At 71.5% G+C, this 18,195-nt stretch carries 14 protein-coding genes and 1 riboswitch; of the genes, 4 read left to right on the top strand and 10 right to left on the bottom strand.

All coding sequences use genetic code 11. The features are described from left to right. Positions 1 to 4: 4 nt before the first annotated feature. Both ribD and OG709_RS05070 read right to left on the bottom strand, forming a co-directional pair. Positions 5 to 1,051, bottom strand: coding sequence for a bifunctional diaminohydroxyphosphoribosylaminopyrimidine deaminase/5-amino-6-(5-phosphoribosylamino)uracil reductase RibD (ribD, locus tag OG709_RS05065; RefSeq protein ID WP_266645123.1), 1,047 nt, complete (start codon positions 1,049 to 1,051; stop codon positions 5 to 7). A gap of 182 nt (positions 1,052 to 1,233) precedes the next feature. Further along, positions 1,234 to 1,363: riboswitch (FMN riboswitch) on the bottom strand. Positions 1,364 to 1,475: 112 nt separating this feature from the next. Then, positions 1,476 to 2,648 (bottom strand): ROK family transcriptional regulator, encoded by a 1,173-nt coding sequence (locus OG709_RS05070; protein ID WP_250306495.1) that lies wholly within the window; start codon positions 2,646 to 2,648, stop codon positions 1,476 to 1,478. 118 nt (positions 2,649 to 2,766) lie between these two features. On the opposite strand from OG709_RS05070, the gene OG709_RS05075 reads away from it, so the two are divergent. Further along, entirely contained in the window at positions 2,767 to 3,981 is a 1,215-nt protein-coding gene (locus OG709_RS05075) for an MFS transporter (RefSeq protein WP_329164997.1), read from the top strand. Between the two features lie 71 nt (positions 3,982 to 4,052). Here the strand turns inward: OG709_RS05075 and OG709_RS05080 are convergent, their stop codons facing one another. Together OG709_RS05080 and OG709_RS05085 are read right to left on the bottom strand one after the other, a co-directional pair. Then, positions 4,053 to 5,342 carry an alginate lyase family protein gene (locus OG709_RS05080; protein WP_266644039.1) on the bottom strand — a complete coding sequence of 430 codons (1,290 nt, stop codon included), beginning with the start codon at positions 5,340 to 5,342 and terminating at the stop codon, positions 4,053 to 4,055. Between the two features lie 488 nt (positions 5,343 to 5,830). Then, a complete protein-coding gene (locus OG709_RS05085; RefSeq protein WP_250306492.1) occupies positions 5,831 to 7,216 on the bottom strand; it encodes a uracil-xanthine permease family protein in 1,386 nt (461 codons plus the stop codon). Between the two features lie 376 nt (positions 7,217 to 7,592). Between OG709_RS05085 and OG709_RS05090 the strand changes: the two genes are divergently transcribed. After that, positions 7,593 to 8,471 carry a DUF5995 family protein gene (locus tag OG709_RS05090; RefSeq protein ID WP_329165002.1) on the top strand — a complete coding sequence of 293 codons (879 nt, stop codon included), beginning with the start codon at positions 7,593 to 7,595 and terminating at the stop codon, positions 8,469 to 8,471. After that, entirely contained in the window at positions 8,413 to 9,345 is a 933-nt protein-coding gene (locus OG709_RS05095; protein ID WP_250306491.1) for an LLM class F420-dependent oxidoreductase, read from the top strand. The genes OG709_RS05090 and OG709_RS05095 overlap by 59 nt, the downstream gene beginning before the upstream one ends. Before the next feature lie 77 nt (positions 9,346 to 9,422). On the opposite strand, the gene OG709_RS05100 is transcribed toward OG709_RS05095, so the two are convergent. The 6 genes from OG709_RS05100 to OG709_RS05125 all read right to left on the bottom strand — a co-directional run bounded on the left by OG709_RS05100 (position 9,423) and on the right by OG709_RS05125 (position 17,101). Next, positions 9,423 to 10,385 carry a GNAT family N-acetyltransferase gene (locus OG709_RS05100; protein WP_329165006.1) on the bottom strand — a complete coding sequence of 321 codons (963 nt, stop codon included), beginning with the start codon at positions 10,383 to 10,385 and terminating at the stop codon, positions 9,423 to 9,425. Next, positions 10,382 to 12,550: a peptidase C14 gene (locus OG709_RS05105; RefSeq protein ID WP_329165008.1), complete on the bottom strand. Its 2,169-nt coding sequence runs from the start codon at positions 12,548 to 12,550 to the stop codon at positions 10,382 to 10,384. Before OG709_RS05105 ends, OG709_RS05100 begins: the two co-directional genes overlap by 4 nt. 41 nt (positions 12,551 to 12,591) lie before the next feature. Next, positions 12,592 to 13,431: an SDR family NAD(P)-dependent oxidoreductase gene (locus tag OG709_RS05110; protein WP_250303650.1), complete on the bottom strand. Its 840-nt coding sequence runs from the start codon at positions 13,429 to 13,431 to the stop codon at positions 12,592 to 12,594. A 270-nt stretch (positions 13,432 to 13,701) separates the two neighbouring features. Continuing rightward, positions 13,702 to 14,547, bottom strand: coding sequence for an amidohydrolase family protein (locus tag OG709_RS05115; protein WP_250303649.1), 846 nt, complete (start codon positions 14,545 to 14,547; stop codon positions 13,702 to 13,704). Continuing rightward, positions 14,544 to 15,731 carry a mandelate racemase/muconate lactonizing enzyme family protein gene (locus OG709_RS05120; RefSeq protein WP_250303648.1) on the bottom strand — a complete coding sequence of 396 codons (1,188 nt, stop codon included), beginning with the start codon at positions 15,729 to 15,731 and terminating at the stop codon, positions 14,544 to 14,546. The genes OG709_RS05115 and OG709_RS05120 overlap by 4 nt, the downstream gene beginning before the upstream one ends. Then, the gene (locus OG709_RS05125) at positions 15,731 to 17,101 is read right to left on the bottom strand and encodes an aspartate aminotransferase family protein (protein WP_250303647.1); all 1,371 of its coding nucleotides are present in this window, start codon (positions 17,099 to 17,101) and stop codon (positions 15,731 to 15,733) included. Before OG709_RS05125 ends, OG709_RS05120 begins: the two co-directional genes overlap by 1 nt. 233 nt (positions 17,102 to 17,334) lie before the next feature. Between OG709_RS05125 and OG709_RS05130 the strand changes: the two genes are divergently transcribed. Further along, positions 17,335 to 18,180 carry an IclR family transcriptional regulator gene (locus OG709_RS05130; protein ID WP_329165014.1) on the top strand — a complete coding sequence of 282 codons (846 nt, stop codon included), beginning with the start codon at positions 17,335 to 17,337 and terminating at the stop codon, positions 18,178 to 18,180. Positions 18,181 to 18,195: the final 15 nt, after the last annotated feature.

Here is an 18,195-nt window from a genome sequence, read left to right on the forward strand (position 1 = left end):
GCGCTCAGCGCTCCTTCGGGGTGGCGGTGATCCGCAGATCGGGGCCGATGCGGACGGTCTCGCTGACGTCGAGACGCAACGCTTCGGTGAGAGTGGTGATTCCGGCGTCGGCCAGGGCTGCGGGGCCCGCGCCGAGCAGCACAGGGGCGAGGTAGCCGATGACCCGGTCGACGGCGCCCGCCGCGACGAAGGCCCCGGCCAGCGTCGGCCCGCCTTCGAGGAGTACGGAGCGGACGTCGCGCGCGTGGAGTGCGGCGAGGAGCGCCGGGATGTCCAGCCCCTGCTCGGTGCGCGGGAGGCGTACGACGTCCGGCAGGTCGGTGGTGACGTCGTCGGCGACCGCGACGAGGGTGGGCGCGGCGTCGTCGAGGATCCGTGCGCCGGCCCGGACCGCGGTGCCGTTGGTGTCGACCACCACCCGCAGCGGCTGGCGGGTGCCGTCGATGCCGCGGACGGCGAGGTGCGGGTCGTCGGCGCGGGCCGTTCCGGAGCCGACCACGACCGCGTCGGATACGGCCCGCAGCCGGTGCACGTCGGCGCGGGACTCCGACGAGGTGATCCAGCGGCTGGTGCGGTCGGCTGCCGCGATCCGGCCGTCGAGCGTCGCCGCGTACTTCCAGGTGACGTGGGGGCGGCCGAGGCGTACGGAGGTCAGCCAGGCGGCGTTCCCCGCTTCGGCTTCGGCGGCGAGGACACCGGCCGTGACCTCGACCCCGGCCGCGCGCAGGGTGTCGGCGCCACCGGTGGCCTGCGGATTCGGGTCTCCGACCGCGTACACGACACGGGCGATCCCGGCGTCGACGAGCGCCTGGGCGCAGGGGCCGGTGCGGCCGGTGTGGTTACAGGGTTCGAGGGTGACGAAGGCGGTGCCGCCGCGTGCCCGGCCGCCTGCGGCGGTCAGTGCGTTCACCTCGGCGTGCGGGCCGCCGGCCCGCTGGTGGAAGCCCTCGCCGACGGTCTCGCCCGAGGCGTCGAGAATGACGCATCCGACGACCGGGTTGGGGCTGGTGGAGCCGAGTCCGCGCGCGGCGAGCCCAACGGCCCGGCGCATGGCATTCACTGCCTGCGCGGATGGTGCGGCTGCGGTGGCCACCGGGTCTCCTGCCTCTTCGGGCACGGACTCCGGGGCCTGTCGATGACGACAGAGAGAGCGGAACACACGGGGACGCCGAGGCCGGAAAAGGAGTACGCCCGAAGGACGTACCACCGACTGCGACGTACCTGTACGGCCCGCCGCGCACTGCCTCCCATCCGGACTTTCACCGTCGGTCCAGGAGTTTCACCTGGTCAACCGGCCGCTGGATGCGGACGGGTCGCGGACTATACCGCCGGTTCGGAATTACACCGACCCCGGAGTGCGCTGCTGCTGATACAGAACAAGTCTGCCACGTCCGGCCGTCGGCCATGCGGGGACCCTGCTGTGGGCTGGCTCACAGGGAGGCGACACGCGGTCACGGCCTGTGCGGAGCTGCCGGTCAGCCGCTGAACAGTTCGTCCTGGGCGGCGTCGCGTGCGGTCAGCAGGGCGCCGCGCAGCACGGCGCCACCGCCGAGCGTCCCCGCGCGTACTTCCGTGCGCAGCGGGGAGAGCAGGGCCACCCGGCGTTCCACGCGGGTGGCGAACGCCGCGCCCCCGGCACGTCCGACCTCGCCGCCGAGCACCACACAGCCGGGGTCGAGCACAGCGGCGACGGCGGCGACACCGACGGCGATCCGCGCGGCCAGCGCCTCCAGGAAGTCCTCGCCGCGCGGCCCGGCCGACGGCGCTTCCCGTACGGCGGCGGCAGCGGCCGGTTCCTGCGGCCGCGGGACCGCGTCGATGCCGTGCCGGGCGGCGAGCGCGCAGATTCCCGCGCTGCCCGCGAGCGCGTGGAAGCCCTCGTCGCAGCCGGTGGCCGACGGGAGTCCGCCGGTGCCGGGTACGGGGAGGAAGCCGAGTTCCCCGGCGCCGCCGGAGGCCCCGCGGCGCACCTTCCCGTCGAGGACGACGGCGGCGCCCACCCCGTCGCCCAGCCACAGCAGGAGGAAGGTGTCGAGTCCGCGGGCCGATCCGGTGCGCTGCTCGGCGACGGCCGCCAGGTTGGTCTCGTTCTCCACGAGGACGGCGGCGGGCAGGCGCTCCTGGAGCGCGCCGACGAGCCTGCGGTGCCAGGCGGGCAGGCCGGTGGTGTCGCGCAGTTCACCGGTGGCCGGGTCGATCAGGCCGGGAGCGCCGATGCCGACGCTGTGCAGGCGGGCGGCGCCCGCCTGCCGCGCGGTGCGCTCCAGCAGTGCCACCGCCTGTTCGACGGCGGGTTCGGTGCCGGTGTCGTGGCCGATGGGCAGCGTGGCCTCGGCGAGGGTGGCGCCGAGCAGGTCGGTGACGACGACGGCGACGCTACCGGTCCGTACGTCGAGGGCCGCGAGATGGGCGCGGTCGGCCACGATCCCGTAGAGCCGCGCGTTCGGCCCGCGGCGTTCCGCGCCCACCTCGCCGACGACGGAGATCAGTCCGGCCCCCTGCAGCCGCTCCACGAGGTCGGCGACGCTCGGACGGGAGAGGCCGGTCAGTGTCTTCAGCTGACCGGCCGTCAGCGGGCCTTCTCCCTGGAGCAGATCGAGGGCGACCCGGTCGTTGATGGCCCGAGCGGTGATCGAGGATGCGGGCATGCCTGGATCCTTCCAGATCTATTTATCAGGCAGGTTCCCTGATAGTTTACGGTGCGCGTTCGGGGCCCGCTCCCCGATGCCGCGGAAACACCAGGGATACGACGCTCGGGGAGGGCGCATGGCCGGGGACACGGGCTTCAGTCCGCAACGCTTGAAACGGGCTCGGTACGCCCTGGCCGCGGTGTTCTGCGTGCACGGCGCGGTGACCGGCAGCTTCGCCACCCGGATCCCGTGGATCCAGGACCACATCGGGGCGAGCGCGGGACAGCTCGGCCTCGCGCTGGCCTTCCCCGCGATCGGCTCGTCCCTGCTGATGCCGGTGTCCGGGGCCATCAGCCACCGCTTCGGTGCACGCAACGCGCTGCGCGGGCTGCTCGCCCTGTGGACCCTCGCGCTGGCGCTGCCCGCGTTCGCACCCAATCTGCTCACCCTCTGCGCGGTGCTCTTCGTCTACGGCGCCATGGCGGGCACGTCGGACGTGGCGATGAACGCCCTCGGCGTCGAGACCGAGAACCGGCTCGGCCGGTCGATCATGTCCGGGCTGCACGGCATGTGGAGCGCGGGTGCGCTGATCGGGTCGGCCGCGGGGACCTTCGCGGCGCACCTGGGCGCCGATGCCAGGCTCCACCACTGCATCGCGGCCGTGGTGCTGACCGTGCTGGGGTTCGCCGCCTGCCAGGGCGTACTCGATCTGCGCAGTACCCACGAGGAGCCGTCGCCGCCACGGTTCGCCCTGCCGCCCAGGTCGGCGCTGATCATCGGCGCGGTCGGCTTCTGCGCGGTCTTCGCGGAGGGCGCGAGTCTCGACTGGTCCGCGGTCTTCCTGCGGGACACCCTGAACACCTCGGCGGGACTGGCCGCCGGTTCCACCACCGCACTCGCCCTCACCATGGCGGTGGCCCGGCTCGCCGGGGACCGGGTCGTCGACCGGTTCGGCGCGGTACGCACGGTGCGCGCGGGCGGGGTGCTGGCGACGCTCGGCGGTCTGCTGGTGGTCCTGGCGCCCAACCCCCCGATAGTGATTGCGGGGTTCGCACTGATCGGTCTCGGGGTCGCGGTCGTCGTTCCGCTGGCGTTCGCCGCCGCCGGACGCAGCGGCCCCAACCCGAGCCAGGCCATCGCGGGCGTCGCCACCATCACGTACACCTCGGGACTCGTCGCACCGTCGGCGATCGGCGGGATCGCCAACGCCACCTCCCTGGTGGGGTCGTTCGTCCTGGTGACGGTGCTCGCCTTCGGGCTGGTGCTGGGCGGCGGTGTGCTGCGCTCGGCGGGCCGGGTGGCGGCGAAGGCGGATTCCACGGGCGCGGAGGTTCCCGGGCCACTGAGCTGAACCGGTCGGCGGGTGCGGCAGGACCCCCGGGGCTCCTGCCGCACCCGTCGCAGAAGTACGTCCCTGCGGGTTCAGCCCGCGATCGAGTCCAGCTGCTCGGCCGCCGGGCGCAGCGCCCACAGGTCCCCGCCGGGCGGCGCCTGGAGTTCCGGCAGCGCGGCGCGGGCCTCGGCGTCCCCGGCGTCGGCGGCGGCGTGCACGATGTCGCTCGCGGCGTACCGGTAGAACTCCAGCTCCGGGTAGGGCCAGTCGGCCTTGCCCGTGGCGGCGGGCAGCAGCAGGTCGACCGCCTTGAACAGGCTCTGCCCCTGCGGACCCCGGTAGCCCCAGAGGTCCACCCCGACCTGCTTGCCGATGGCCGCGAGCCGGGTGTAGGCGACCAGGTCGAAGGTGGAGTAGTGCCAGCTGCGGGTCCGCGCGAGCTCCTGCGGCTGGGTGCCGTCGCCCGCTATCTGGGCGTCGATCCGCCTGGTACGGGAGTCGAGGACGACCTTGCGTGCGAGCGCCCGGTCACCGGTGGCCAGTGCCAGTCCGGCGACCTGCATGTCCATGAAGGTGCCGTGGTTGTTCTCGGCCGCCGACTCCTGCTTGCCGAAGTCGGAGTCGACCAGCCAGCCCAGGAAGTCCTTGTTCCAGGCGGACATGCCTGCGCTGTCACTCCTCGTCCAGCCGGGCGCACCGGTGTCGAGGAGCGCGACGGCGTCGACGACGCTCGTGTACTGCTGGGAGAAGTCGATGATTCCGATCGCCCTGCCGTCGTACTTGCAGGGGATGAACTGCCCGTGGTCCAGGTTCGGATTCATCCGGGTAGCCGGGTCGACGAACCAGGTGCGCAGGATCTCGGCGGCGTGCTCCGCGTACGCCTTCCTGCCCGTGTAGTACCAGGCCAGGCTGAGGGAGGTGACGGAGTTCATCACCTTGCCGACGTCCGGGCGGTCGGTCCCGGTGTCGACCTCGGGGTTGCGTTCGCCGTCGCGCTGGACGTACGGGCAGCCCCAGGGGTTGTCGGCGGTCTTCGGCTGGGAGGGCCACCAGTAGGGCGCCTGGCTCAGGTAGTCGTGCGGATCCCCGCCGGGCGCGGGCTTCGGCTTGTCGACGACCGTCCACGGCCCCTGTCCGAGCCAGCTGTCCGCCGTCGCGGTCAGCTGCTTGAGCGACTTACGGAGTGCCGGGTCGCCGTGGTCGAGACGGATCCGGGCCTGCTGGAGCCGTTTGCCGTCGATCACGGACGTCCGGGGAACCTTCGGCGTGGGGCTGTGCCGCGGGGCCGCAGCGGAGGACGCGGCCGGGACGAGCACGGCGGCGACGGTGGCCGCGGCGGCGATCAGGGCACCCAGACGTCGGCGGGATCTTCCGTTCATTGGAACGCTCCCATCAGATATATGAACTGAGTTCATAAGCGAGACCGTGCGAGCGTAGAGGCGCCTGCTCCGGCTGACAATGCCCAGCGCACGATTCACGGATGGGATCCTGACCGCCTCACCGGACCCGTGGATCCGACCGGCAGGGGCGCGTCATCGAAGGCGGGGTCGACCAGCGAGGGTGCGTCATCGAAGGCGAGGCCGCGCAGCGCCGGGGAACGATTCGCGCGCAACGGGGTGACTCGTACGACTCGCCGTCAGGAGCCTGCCGGGGAGCGGACATTCGGGCCCCGGGCGGCCGAAGTCCCTTGCTTACGGGCAGAGTTCTGCCCCATCGGCACGGCGTCCCGGAGGTTGCCCCCGCAGGAGGACCGGGGTGTCCGGGGCGGACGCCGGCCGGAGCTTGATGTCGCCACGGCTGCGCGCGGGGCTGTCGGAACACGCGGCTGACCGACCGCGGCGCCGACACCCCGCGTTCGGCACCGGCCCTACTCGGTCCGCTCCGTGCCGTCGCCGTAGCCCGCGGTCCCGCCGTCCAGCAGCGGCGGCTGCGGCGTACCGGCCGTCTTCGAGAGCCAGCGCAGGGCGTGGTAGCCGGTCAGTACGGTGATGGTGCCCAGGGAGATACCGCTGAGGACGAAGTTGTCGGTGATCTTCAGCGAGACGTCACCCACGCCGATGACGACCCCGGCCGCGGCGGGGACCAGGTTCAGCGGCTGGGAGAAGTCGACCTTGTTGCGGATCCAGATCTGGGCGCCCAGCAGGCCGATCATGCCGTAGAGGATCACGGTGATTCCGCCCAGTACGCCGCCCGGGATGGCGGCGACCAGCGCGCCGATCTTCGGGCAGAAGCCGAACAGCAGGGCGAAGCAGGCGGCTGCCCAGTACGCCGCCGTGGAGTAGACCTTCGTCGCCGCCATGACGCCGATGTTCTCCGCGTACGTCGTGGTGGCCGGTCCGCCGAACCCGGTGGACAGCATGCTCGCCGCGCCGTCCGCGATGATCGCGGCGCCCATCTTGTCGTCCAGCGGGTCACCGGTCATCTCACCGACGGCCTTCACGTGTCCGGCGTTCTCCGCGATCAGCGCCACCAGCACCGGCAGCGCGACCAGGATGGCCGCACCCGAGAAGTTCGGCGCGTGGACGTGCGGGAGGCCGATCCAGTCGGCATGGGCCACGTCGGAGAAGTTGATGCGCCAGTGATCGACCGTCCGGCCCGAACCGTCCGGGGAATGGATCTTCCCCGTCGTACGGTCGAGGACCCAGGACAGTACGTAGCCCAGCAGCAAGCCGAGGAAAATGGCGATCCGGGACCAGAAACCGCGCAGCACCACGAGGGCCAGGCCGGTGAAGAGCATGGTGGCCAGCGCGGTCCACTGGTCCTGCGGCCAGTACGTGGACGCGGTGACCGGCGCCAGGTTGAAGCCGATGAGCATGACGACCGCGCCCGTCACGGGCGGTGGCAGCACGGCATGGATGATCCGCGCCCCGACCACCTGCACCGCGATGCCGCAGCCCGCCAGGCAGGCGCCGACGACGAACATCGCGCCCGTCAGGGTCCCGGCGTCCCCGCCCTGCCCCGCGATGACGGCGGAGACCCCCACGAACGAGAGGGAGGAGCCGAGGTAGCTCGGCACGCGTCCCCGCGTCGCCAGCAGGAAGATCGCGGTGGCCACGCCGGAGGCCATGAGAGCCAGACTGGGGTCGAGGCCCATGAGGACCGGCGCGACGAAACACGCACCGATCATGGACACCACGTGCTGGGCGCCGAGCCCGATCGTGCGGCCCCAGGTCAGCCGCTCCCCCGGCTTGACCACCTCTCCCGGCCCCAGGTGCTTGCCGTCACCGTGCAGCTTCCACCCGAAGCCCGCCATGGCCACTCTCCAGTTCCTCGCTCGCTTCGCACAGGCGGAGCCGCATCGTCCCTACCCACCGACCGCCACGCGTGCGAACCGGCCCGCTCGTAGGTCGAAGCGGGTCCGGACGCAGGTCGAAGGGCACGCGGCTCATCCGCCACGTCGACGATCAGAAGGACTCATTAATATCCGAACGGCCGGCTGCCGACCAATCCGGTACGAGGGGGCAGACGAGTGATCGTGCCGGCTGCGGGCGTGCGGCGCTGCCGCGCGCCTGTCCCGGCAGGGCCGGAGGACCCGCGAAGTCCACCGGGGCGGTCCGCCGCCTCCCTCGTTCTGAGGAAGTCCGGTGCTGACCGCGTCCGGCGGGAGTGCCGGGTGCCAGGCTGCCTCCATGGCGCAGACGGAACACTTCGCAGCCCGCTCGGCCCGCAGCGGACCGCCGGTCGACGGACTGTCGGTCGACGGACTGTCGGTCGACGGACTGTCGGTCGACCGGCTGTCGGCACGGATGCGGGCGGTCGGTGCGTCGTGGCCTCCTGCTGACGGTGTCGCGGTCTTCGACGGGATGTACCGGAGGTGTCTGACAACCGCCCAGGAGAGCGTCGGACACCAGCACGGCACAAACCAGCGCGGATGGCGGCGGCGCGGCGGGCAGCCGACGTTCACCGATCCGCGCGGTGCGTGGACGCTCGACGTGGTGTTCGCCGGGCGGTATCTGGCGGCGGTCGACGCGGTGGCCGACGGGCGCCGGCCGCCCGCCTGCTGGCGCCCGCTCTTCCAGTACCGGCACCACCCCGGTGTACGCCCGGTGCAGTTCGCGCTCGCCGGGCTCAACGCCCACATGGGGCACGACCTGGCGCTGGCCGTCGTCGACACCTGCCGCCTGCTCGACTGCGGACCGGACGACCTGGAAGGGGACTTCGACCGGGTGGGCGAGACGCTCGTGCTGCTGGAGGAGCGGATCCGCGAGGAGCTGCTGCCGGGGCCCGGTCTGCTGGAGATCGTCGACCCGCTCACCCATCTGATCGGCTCGTGGAGTCCGGAGCGGGCCCGCGACGCCGCCTGGTCGGCGGCCAGGATTCTCTGGGAGCTGCGGGAACTTCCGGTGCTGGCCGGAGAGTTCACGGAGAGGATGGACGCGGACGCCGGCCTGGTCGGCCGGTGCCTGCTCACTCCCCTGCAGCAACCTCTCGCGACGAAGGAGCACACGAATGGCGATCCCGCTCGGTCTCGGACTGCCCCAGATGAAGCAGTACGCCATCGGCCGTGACGTGCCCGCAGTCGCCCGCGCCGCCGAAGAGACCGGCTACGAATCCCTGTGGGTGTTCGAGCGGATCCTCTTCCCGGAGCCCGCGACACAGGGTCTGTACGGCATACCGGGACTGCCCTGGCCGGACCACTACCGCTCGGTGGCCGACCCGTTGGTGACCCTGACACTGGCTGCCGCGGCGACCGGACGCGCCCGGCTGGGCACGAGTGTGCTGGTCGCACCGCTGCATGTGCCCTTCCAACTGGCCCGTTCACTCGCCTCGATCGACGCGGCAAGCGGCGGCCGGGTGGTGGCGGGGATCGGCACGGGCTGGTCGAGCGACGAGTACGCGGCGGCCTCGGTGGCCCCGTTCGCCAAGCGCGGGGCGTTCCTGGACGAGCTGCTGGATGTGTTCCAGGCGGTGTGGGGCCCCGACCCGGTGTCGTACGAAGGGGAGTTCACGACCATCGCGCCCTCGGTGGTCGGACCCAAACCGGCCAGGCCGATCCCGGTCCATCTGCCGGCCAGCGGTCCGCGTGCGACGCGGCGGCTGGTCGATCGCGCGGACGGCTGGATACCGGTCGCCATGGGCCCGGCCCAACTGGCCGATGACTGGCGGAAGGTGCAGGACCTGGCGGCCGAGCGGGGCCGGGAGCGTCCGCTCGCCGTGACGGTGCGCCTCAACGCGAGCCACAGCGCCAAGCCGTACGACGGCGACGACCGCAAGCCGTTCCAGGGCAGCACGGAGCAGATCGTCGAGGACCTCGCGGCCCACGCGGAGGTGGGGGTGGCGAGCGAGTTCCTGCTCGACCTCCAGGGCACCATGCGGGACGCGCAGGAGCTGACGGACGTGGCCGCCGAGGTGTACGCGGCAGCGCGCGCGGCCGGGGTCTGACCCCGACGAGGGCCCGTCCGGTCTGATGGGGCCTGCCCGACCCGGCTGTCCTCGCCGGTCCGGCAGGCCCCCCGGGGTCAGAACGAATCGCCGTACCAGTACGTCGCTCCGGCCGCCGTGACCGTTTCGCGGATCGCTTCGGGCGCGCCCGTGAGGGGACGGGTCATGCCCACCCACTCCTCGTGCGTCCGCGCGTCGCTGAGCAGCCGGGGCAGCGCGGCCCGGCTGTCGGGGGTGTCGGGCAGCCGCACGCGGGCGACGGTCAGTCCGTCCGCGCGGGCCCGGTCGCCGACCGCGGCGAGCAGTTCGCCGAGCGCCTCTCCGGGGTCGGCGGCGAGCGCGCACTCCGTCACCGCCACGGCCGGTGCCGCCGCCGCGTCCCGCTGGGCGACGTACCGGGCGACGATCCACCCGACAGGGTCGCCGGACACGGGGTCCTCGGCGATCAGCGCGTGGGTGTCCCTTCCGTACCAGGCGGGGACGCGGACAGCCCAGTCCTCGGGGGTGCGTACGGAGGTGAGGGGCCGGGTCGCGTTGTACACCGCGTGCAGTGAGGCCACCGCGGGCAGGTCCTCGGGGAGCGCCGGCCGGATCCGGAACCGGGGTGCGGCGGCAGTGGTAGCCGGAGCGATGGTGCCCTCCGCGTAGGTCCTGCGGAACTCCTGCCATCCCGAGCCCCGGTAGACCCCCGGGGTGCCGGTGAACAGCAGCGACCAGGCGCAGCCGTCCGCCCTCATGACCTGTTCGGCCTCGACGAGGAGCCGGCGCACCAGGCCCTGCCCCCGGGCCTCGGGCCGGGTGGCGACGCTGCCGATGCCGCCGACCCGTTGCGGGGTGCCGTGCGCGTCACGGATCAGCCGTGGCACGTACACGACGACCGCGTCGATCCCGCCGTCCGTCTCCGCGACGAAGGTACGCCGGTGCCGGTCGGCGTCCATGGTGTAGAGGTCCGGGAGGTGCGAGGCGGCGAAGCACTGGTCCCAGAGCGCGAACAGGGCGGGTTCGTCGGCGGCGGTGGCCGTCCGGAATGTCGTGGTCACAGGGTCAGGTTTCCATCCGTGCGTGCCGTGCCGCCGTTCGCCGGCATGGCGGTGCGACGGGTGCCCTGCTCCACACAGGAGGTGTGCAGAGCGGAATCGAGGGCGGCGGGGAGCAGATGCAGCGTGCCGCCGGTGAAGCGGCACCCCGTCGCCGCGTAGTGGTTGGTGCCGTCCTGGATCCGTACATGGGCGGTGCCGGCGCCGCTGGTAGTGCTGCTGACCGCCGAGAGGTCCCAGATGACGGTGCCGCTGCCCGCGGTCCGGCCGAGCAGGGCCCCGGCCTTGTTGGTGCCGGTGAGGCGGGCACCGCCGGTGACCGTGATGCGCTGGTCACGTGCGGCGCTCAGCTCGATGCCGGTGTCCGTGTACGTACCTCCGTCGATCCGCAGGTCGGCCGAGCCCACGGAGAGCGGGGCGGCGCCGTCCGCGCCGGTGAGCGTGCAGTCCGTGAAGTGCACCGGGCCGGCGCCGCGCAGGACGGCTCCGTCGAGCCCGGTGAAGGTGCAGCGGACGAAGTGGACCGGCGCGGTGACCGGAGTCTGTACGAGGACCGCTTCGGCGGGCGGCTCGAACGAGCAGTCACTGATGACCGTGGGACGGGTGGAGCGCGCGGAGCGCTGAGCGACCGCGAAGGTCTTCGCGGTGCAGCCACGCACCTGGGCGCCGTCGGCGTTGACGGTGAGGGTGCCCGCCTGGTCGAACGTCGGACGGGCGATGACCGTGACGTCCTCAAGGGTCAGATCGGTGATCTTGGTGTTGGCGGTGAACCAGGAGCAGACATGTCTGCGTACCGTGATCCGCTTGGCGGATATTCCCCACTGGGCGCCGGAGTTGGCGATGTCCATGAGCCCGGAATTGCCGTCGAAGAGCAGATCGTGCTCGTACTGGCCGTGCGTGGTGAAGGGGTTGCCACCCTCGTCGTCGCCGTCGCCGTGGCAGTTGACCACCGTGCAGTAGGCGGAGGCGGTGAGGTCGTTGAGGTGGCGGACATTGCTGGTGGTGCAGTCGGCGACCCGGCCGTAGAGGCAGTAGATCTGCTGGGTGAGATAGCCCGCGCCGCCGTACATCACGGTGGGCGGGTTCTTCAGCGAACACTCCTCGGTACGGAAGCGGGTGCACCAGCGCCGCATGATCACCGGCCAGAACGTGCCGGTGGCGTGGATGCCCGAGACGTCGCAGCCGACGGCGTACTCGTAACTGACCGGGTGCGAGCCGGTGTACTCGTCGTCGCCCGCGCCCTCGAAGAGCATGTTGCGGACATGGGTGTCGCGCACCGGCTCGACGCGGGTCCAGGTGAGGGTGCGGCCCGCGGCGAGTTCCCAGCCGTTGAGGTAGCCGACCCGCACGTGGGTGGCGTCGATGATCTCGGTGATCTCGACGAGCTTCTGGAGCTCCCGCTCGTCCCCGCCGCCGCCCTCGACCGGGGCCACCTGCACGGCCCACCACTGGCCGACGGTGAAGGCCTTGGCGTCGGGGACCGGGAAGTTGTCGGTGAGTTCGATGACCTTGCCCGGGAGGGCGTACGTGACGGTGGTGGTGGTGGTGACGGTGCCGCGGAAGGAGAGGACGGCGCCGAAGGGGTTGTCGTGGGTGTTCTTCTCGATGCCGGTGGTGGTGATGTGGTGTCCGCCGAAGTCGAGTTCGATGTTCGAGCGGTTCCAGAGGTGGCGTTTTTGGAAGTGGAGGTCGGTGTGGGCTTCGATGCGGTGGACGGTGGGGTCGTCGATCATCGCGTCGAGTGCGGTGTCGGCGGGGTGGGTGGTGTCGAAGTGTCCGAAGGTGCGGAAGTCGAGTGTTCCGGTGTGGAGTTGGTGCCAGCGTCCCTTGGTAGGGGTCTTGTCGTTGTTGCCGGGGTTTTTTCCGGTGGGGGTGATGACGGTGCCGCCGTTGTGCGGGGCGGTGGAGTTCTTGTTCCAGCGCAGGGCCATGGCTCCGCCGTCGCCGGCCCGGTGGTAGCCGGCGAGGAGGAGTTGCGTTCCGTCGCTGAGGGTTTTGGTGTTCAGGGCGCGCAGGTCGTCGACGGTGTCGGCGTGCAGGACACCCGTACCACTGGTGGTGGGTGCGGCCTGCGCGGTACCGGTGGTGACGGCCGAACCGGCCACGACCAGACCGGCCAGACCAGAAACCCGCAGCAGATGACGGCGTGATGAATCCATGGCTGACATGACGGAGGTGCTCCTCGCGCTCTCGATGAAGTCAGGATGAATCAGAGGGTGTTGCGGTACGGCGGCATGAATCGCATGCGCGGCATCTGATCGGCGAGCACTCCCCCGTCGACCACGATGCGGGCACCGGTGAGGTACGCCCCGGCGTCCGAGGCCAGCAGCAGCAGCGCGCCCACGCACTCGTCGGGCTGCGCGTACCGCCCGAGCGGAATCCGCTCGCGGTACGCGGCCTCGAACGCCTCCCGGTCGAAGGGGAACTCTCCGTCGATGGGGGTCTCGACCATGCCGGGCGCGAGGGTGTTGGCGGTGATGCCGTACGGGGCCAGCTCGACCGCCAGGGTCTCGGTGAGCAGTTGGGCGGCGGCCTTCGACGCGTTGTAGTGGGCCAGCCCGGCCTCGGCCACCAGGGCGTTCTTCGAGGTGATGGTGATGATGCGGCCGGCCACCCCGTCGGCGGTCATGTGCTCGGCGATGCGCTGGGTGAGGAAGAAGACCGCGTCGACGTTGACCCTCATGACGCGGGACCAGCTGGCGGGGGTGATCTCGTTGAAGCGTTCCAGGGCGGCGGTGCCCGCGTTGTTGACGAGGATGTGCAGCGGCCCGGCCTCGGCCCGTACGGCGTCGACGAACGCGGCCAGTTCGCCGGTCTCCGCGAGGTCCTGCCCGTAGGTCCAGGCGCGCCGCCCCAAGGACTCGACGGCCGCCGCGGTCGTACCGATGCCGTCCGCGCCCGGCAGATCCACCAGCACCACGTCGGCGCCGGCCTCGGCGAGGCCGACGGCGAAGGACCGGCCCAGGCCACGAGCGGCTCCGGTGACGACCGCGGTGCGGCCGGTGAGATCGAAACGGTCGGTGCCGCGGGGCGGGACAGCTGCGGTCATGGCGGGGTTCCTTCGGAGGAAGTGGTACGAGAGGTGGGCCGCCGCGCCACACCGGGGGGCGGGGTGCGCGGCGGCCCGGCTGCCGGGAGAGGGGACAACAGGAGAGGGGGATTCTCCGGCTGTCCGCCGCCCGGCAGGTTCAGGGGCCCACGTGATCGAGGGCCTGGCGGGATCGGAAGCCCGGCGGAGTCGGAAGGCCGACGGGACCAGAAGCCCGGCGGGAGGCCCGGCGGGATCGGAGCCCGGTGGGGTCCGGGGGTCCCGGCCCGGTCAGCCGTCCAGTCCCAGGAGACCGAGCGACTGCCGGTGGATGACCTCTTCCACGGCGTCCGCGTCCAGCGGCGGCAGTCCCGGGATACCGGGGATACGGGCGATCTCGCGCAGCCCCGCGATCGAGTCGTCCACCGTGGTGAAGGGGTAGTCGCTGCCGAACATCAGCTTGTCCCAGACCCCGTAGTCCTGGACCAGCCGGAGGCTGTGCCAGAGCTGGAAGGGCCGGTAGTGCAGGGCGCTGATGTCCGCGTACACGTGCGGGTGCTTGCGGATGACGGCGATGCACTCGCCCTCGAAGGGATGCCCGAGGTGGGCGAGGACCATCCGCAGTTCGGGGTGGCGGATGGCGACCGCGTCCAGATGGCGGGGCATGGCCCATTCGAGCGGGGCCGTGGAGACGAAGGTGGTGCCGGTGTGGACGAGGAGCGGCAGCCCGTGCCGTTCCGCGTAGCCGTACAGCTCGTCGTACTCCTGAGCTGCCGGGTCGAACCCGGCGTACATCGGCATCAGTTTGATGCCGCGCAGGCCCAGCTCCTGGTGGCCGTAGCGGAGTTCGTCCTGCCAGCCGGGCTGGGTGGGGTCGATCGAGAGGTAGCCGATGAGCCGGTCCGGGCGGCGTGCGACGTACGAGGCGACCGCCGCGTCGTCGACCCACAGGCCGCTGCGGCGGGCCTTGCCGCCGACGACGACCGTACGGGTGCCCTCGGGCGCGGTGGCCGCGTACTCCTCCCACGTGACCGTCAGGTCGACCTCGCCCGCGTGGGCACGGGCCGAGTCGGACTTGAAGGGGTCGGTGAAGTCGTGGCTGTGCCGGAAGAGATGGGAGTGGACGTCGACGATCATGTGCGGTTCCGCTTCTCCCAGCCGTCCGCGAACATGTTCCAGAACCGGTGGCTGGGCGGGTGTTCCTCGAAGACCTCGTCGACGAGTTCGACGCCGAGGCCGGGGGCGGTCGGCAGGCCGATGTGCCCGTCGGTGATCGGCAGGGTGCCCTGCAGGGCGTCGAAGACGTACGGCTCCAGGAGCCCGTCGAAGGTTTCGAGGATCTTGAGGTTGGGGATGCCGAGCGCCGCGTGGACGGAGACGGTGGTGCACAGCGGCGAGTTGGAGTTGTGCGGGGCGACCAGCATGCCGTGGGTGTCGGCGATGGCGGCCAGTTTGCGGACCTCGGTGAAGCCGCCGGCCATCGACAGGTCGGGCTGGATGATGTCGACGGCGTGGGTCGCGAAGAGCTGCTTGTACTCGTAGCGGTTGTGGAAGTGCTCGCCGCCGGAGATCGGGAACGCGGCGCGCTGCCGCAGCTCCGCGTACCGCTCGATGTGTGTCCAGGGCATCGGCTCCTCGAACCAGCCGATGTCGAACGGCTCCAGCTCGCGGACCAGCCGGGCGGCGGTCGGCATGGCGAAGCGGGCGTGGCCCTCGATGAAGAGGTCGACGTCCGGTCCGATGGCGTCGCGCACCGCGGCCACCAGCTCGACGGAGCGGCGCAGTTCGGCGCGCTCCAGCTCGTGCAGCCCGGGGCCGAACGGGTCGAACTTGAGGGCGGTGAAGCCCTTGGCGACGGTCTCCTTCGCCTTCGCGGCGAAGATCTCCGGCTCGCGTTCGCCGGTGTACCAGCCGTTGGCGTAGATCCGGACCCTGTCCCGGCAGGCGCCCCCGGTCAGCCGGTAGGCGGGGACCCCGAGCGCCTTGCCCATCAGGTCGTACATCGCCTGGTCGAGGCCGGACAGGGCGATGCCGCCCATGTCACCGCCGCGCAGGAAGTCGCCCTGGTAGACGCGGAGCCACAGCTCCTCGATGTCGAAGGGGTCGGCGCCGATGAGATGGCGCCCGGCGAGCGATTCGGTGAGGGCGCAGACCTCACGCACCCGGTAGGGGTGGGTGATCTCACCGATGCCGGTGAGGCCCTCGTCGGTGTGGACCCGGACGTAGCCGAAGTCGCGCCAGGAGGTGCCGAGCATCAGGGTCTCGACGCGGCTGATCCGTCCTGCGGGACCGGCCGGGCGGGTGCGGTTGACGGTGAGCATCAGCTGACGGCTCCGCCCATGGTCGAGGTGTTCTCCAGGTCGCGGGCGCCGCCTTCGGCGAGCACGGCCCGGACGGCGGCTTCGGTGCCCTCGATCAGACGGTCCACGTCCGCGTCGGTGTGCGCGTAACTGATGTGGCTGCGCTTGAGGTTGAGCGGCAGCTCGAACAGTCCGTGGTCCAGGAGCTTGCGGCGGTAGCCGACGAACAGCGAGGCGTCGTTGTGCAGCAGGTCGGCGTAGGTGCGGGGGGTCTCGCCCGGCATGAAGTAGCTGACGAAGACCGAGCCGTAGCCGGTGACCACGGCCGGGACGCCGAGCCGCTCGTACAGTGCGGTCAGTTCGGTACGGACCCGGTCGCCGAGACGGAACACGTGTGCGTGGACCGGCTCCTCGCGGAGCTTGCGCAGGGTGGCGAGGGCGGCGGCGACGACGGACGGGTGACCGTTGTACGTACCGGCGAAGAAGGCCGGGGCGCCGGGGCGGGTGGAGAAGAGGTCCATCAGGTCGGCCCGGCCGCCGATGGCGCCGACCGGGGCGCCGTTGGCGATGGCCTTGCCCAGGGTGGTGAGGTCGGGGGTGACGCCGGAGATCTTCTGCCAGCCGCCGATGTCGTGCCGGAAGCCGGTGATGACCTCGTCGAAGATCAGGACGGCGCCGGCCTTCGTGGTCTCCTCGCGCAGCGTGGTGAGGAACTCCTGGTACGGCAGGAGCGCCCCGACGTTGTGCGGGACGGGCTCGACGATGACGGCGGCGATGTCCTGGCCGTGCTCGGCGAAGGTGCGGCGGACGGCCTCGCTGTCGTTGAACGGCAGGACGAGGGTGGCTTCGAGCACCTCGGGGAGGATGCCGGTGGAGATCGGGTCGTGGCCGCCGACCTTCTCCGGCGCGGAGATGACGTTGAGACTGACCGAGTCGTGCCAACCGTGGTAGCAGCCCTGGAACTTGACGACCAGACGGCGGCCGGTGGCGGCCCGGGAGACGCGCAGGGCGTGGAAGGTGGCCTCGCTGCCGGTGCTGGTCAGCAGGACCTTCTCGACGGACGGGATCAGTTCGGTGAGCTGCTCGGCGAGGAGGACCTCGCCCTCGGTGACGCCGACGCCCATGTGGCCGAGGGTGGCTCCGGCCTCGGCGGTGGCGCGGGCCACGTCCGGGTCGTTGTGGCCGAGCAGGGGCGGGCCGAAGGCCGAGTGGAAGTCGGTGTACTCCCGTCCGTCCGCGGTACGGAAGCGTGCGCCGTCGGTTCCGGTGACGACGAGGTCCGTCAGTCCGGGCACGCTGCGCTGGCCGCTGTTCACGCCGCCGGGCACGACCTGGCGGGCGCGTTCGGCGAGCCGGGCTCCGGAGGTGGTGCTTACCGGGCCTGAACCCATGGTGCTTGCTCCTTGCGTCGAGAGTCGTCGGTTTTCACAGGCCCTGCCCGGCCCGTGAGTCCCTGGCGCCATCCGCCCGGCAGTCGCCGCAGGAAGAGGTGGTGCGTGGTGGCTGAGTGGTGGTGCTGTTCAGCATTTTCAGAACGCTGTTCTGTAGAGCAGAACAGATGCTGGATGTTACGTCCGGGCGAACACGGCAGTCAACCCCCCTTGAGCGACTAGGCTGTTCTGCTATGACGAACAGTTCCGCCCCAGAAGAACCGAAGTACTGGGTCAAGAGCGTGGCCAGGGCAGCGGACATCCTCGAAGCGCTCGCCGCCCCCGCGCCCGGAAGCGGCATGAGCGTCACCGAGGTCGGCCAGACCTGCGGCATCTCCAAGAGCGCGGCCTTCGGCATGCTCCAGACCCTCCGTGCGTACGGACTGGTCTCGGACGACGGCGAGGGGATGAACCGCCGCTACCGGCTGGGCATGAGCCTGGCGCGGCTCGGTGACCGGGCCCGCTCCCAGGTGTCCCTGCGCGGGGTCGCCCAGCCGGTGCTGCGGGAGCTGACCCGGACCACCGGCATGGCGTCCCGGCTGGCCCTGCCCGAGGACGGCCACGCCGTCGTGGTGGACCAGGTCGAGCTCGACCAGCGGGTCCGGCTCGATCTGCGGATGGGTCAGCGCGAGCTGCCGCACTGCACCGGACTGGGCAAGGCGCTGCTCTCGGCGCTGCCGCAGACCGAGGCCGCCTCGATCGTCGAACGGTTCGGGCTGCCCCGCCGTACGGCACGCACCATCACCGACCCCGCGACCTTCCTGTCGCATCTGCGCGACATCGCCAGGGTCGGCTACGCGGTCGACGACGAGGAGGACGCCGAGGGCATCATCTGCATCGGTTCGCCGGTCCTCGACGACCAGGGGGTCTGCGCGGGCGCGGTCAGCATCACCGGTCTCAAGCTCGGTCTGCCCGCCTGGCGTTACCAGGAACTGGGAGGTCAGGTGCGTGACGCGGCCCATCGGATCAGCCGGGCGCTGGGCTGGGACGGCGAACAACCGCACCCCGGTGACGAAACCTCCGGCGCGATCAGGTCTTGACCGATCCGCAGGACC

Origin of the sequence: Streptomyces sp. NBC_01267, assembly GCF_036241575.1 — a bacterium.
Classification (GTDB): Bacteria; Actinomycetota; Actinomycetes; order Streptomycetales; family Streptomycetaceae; genus Streptomyces.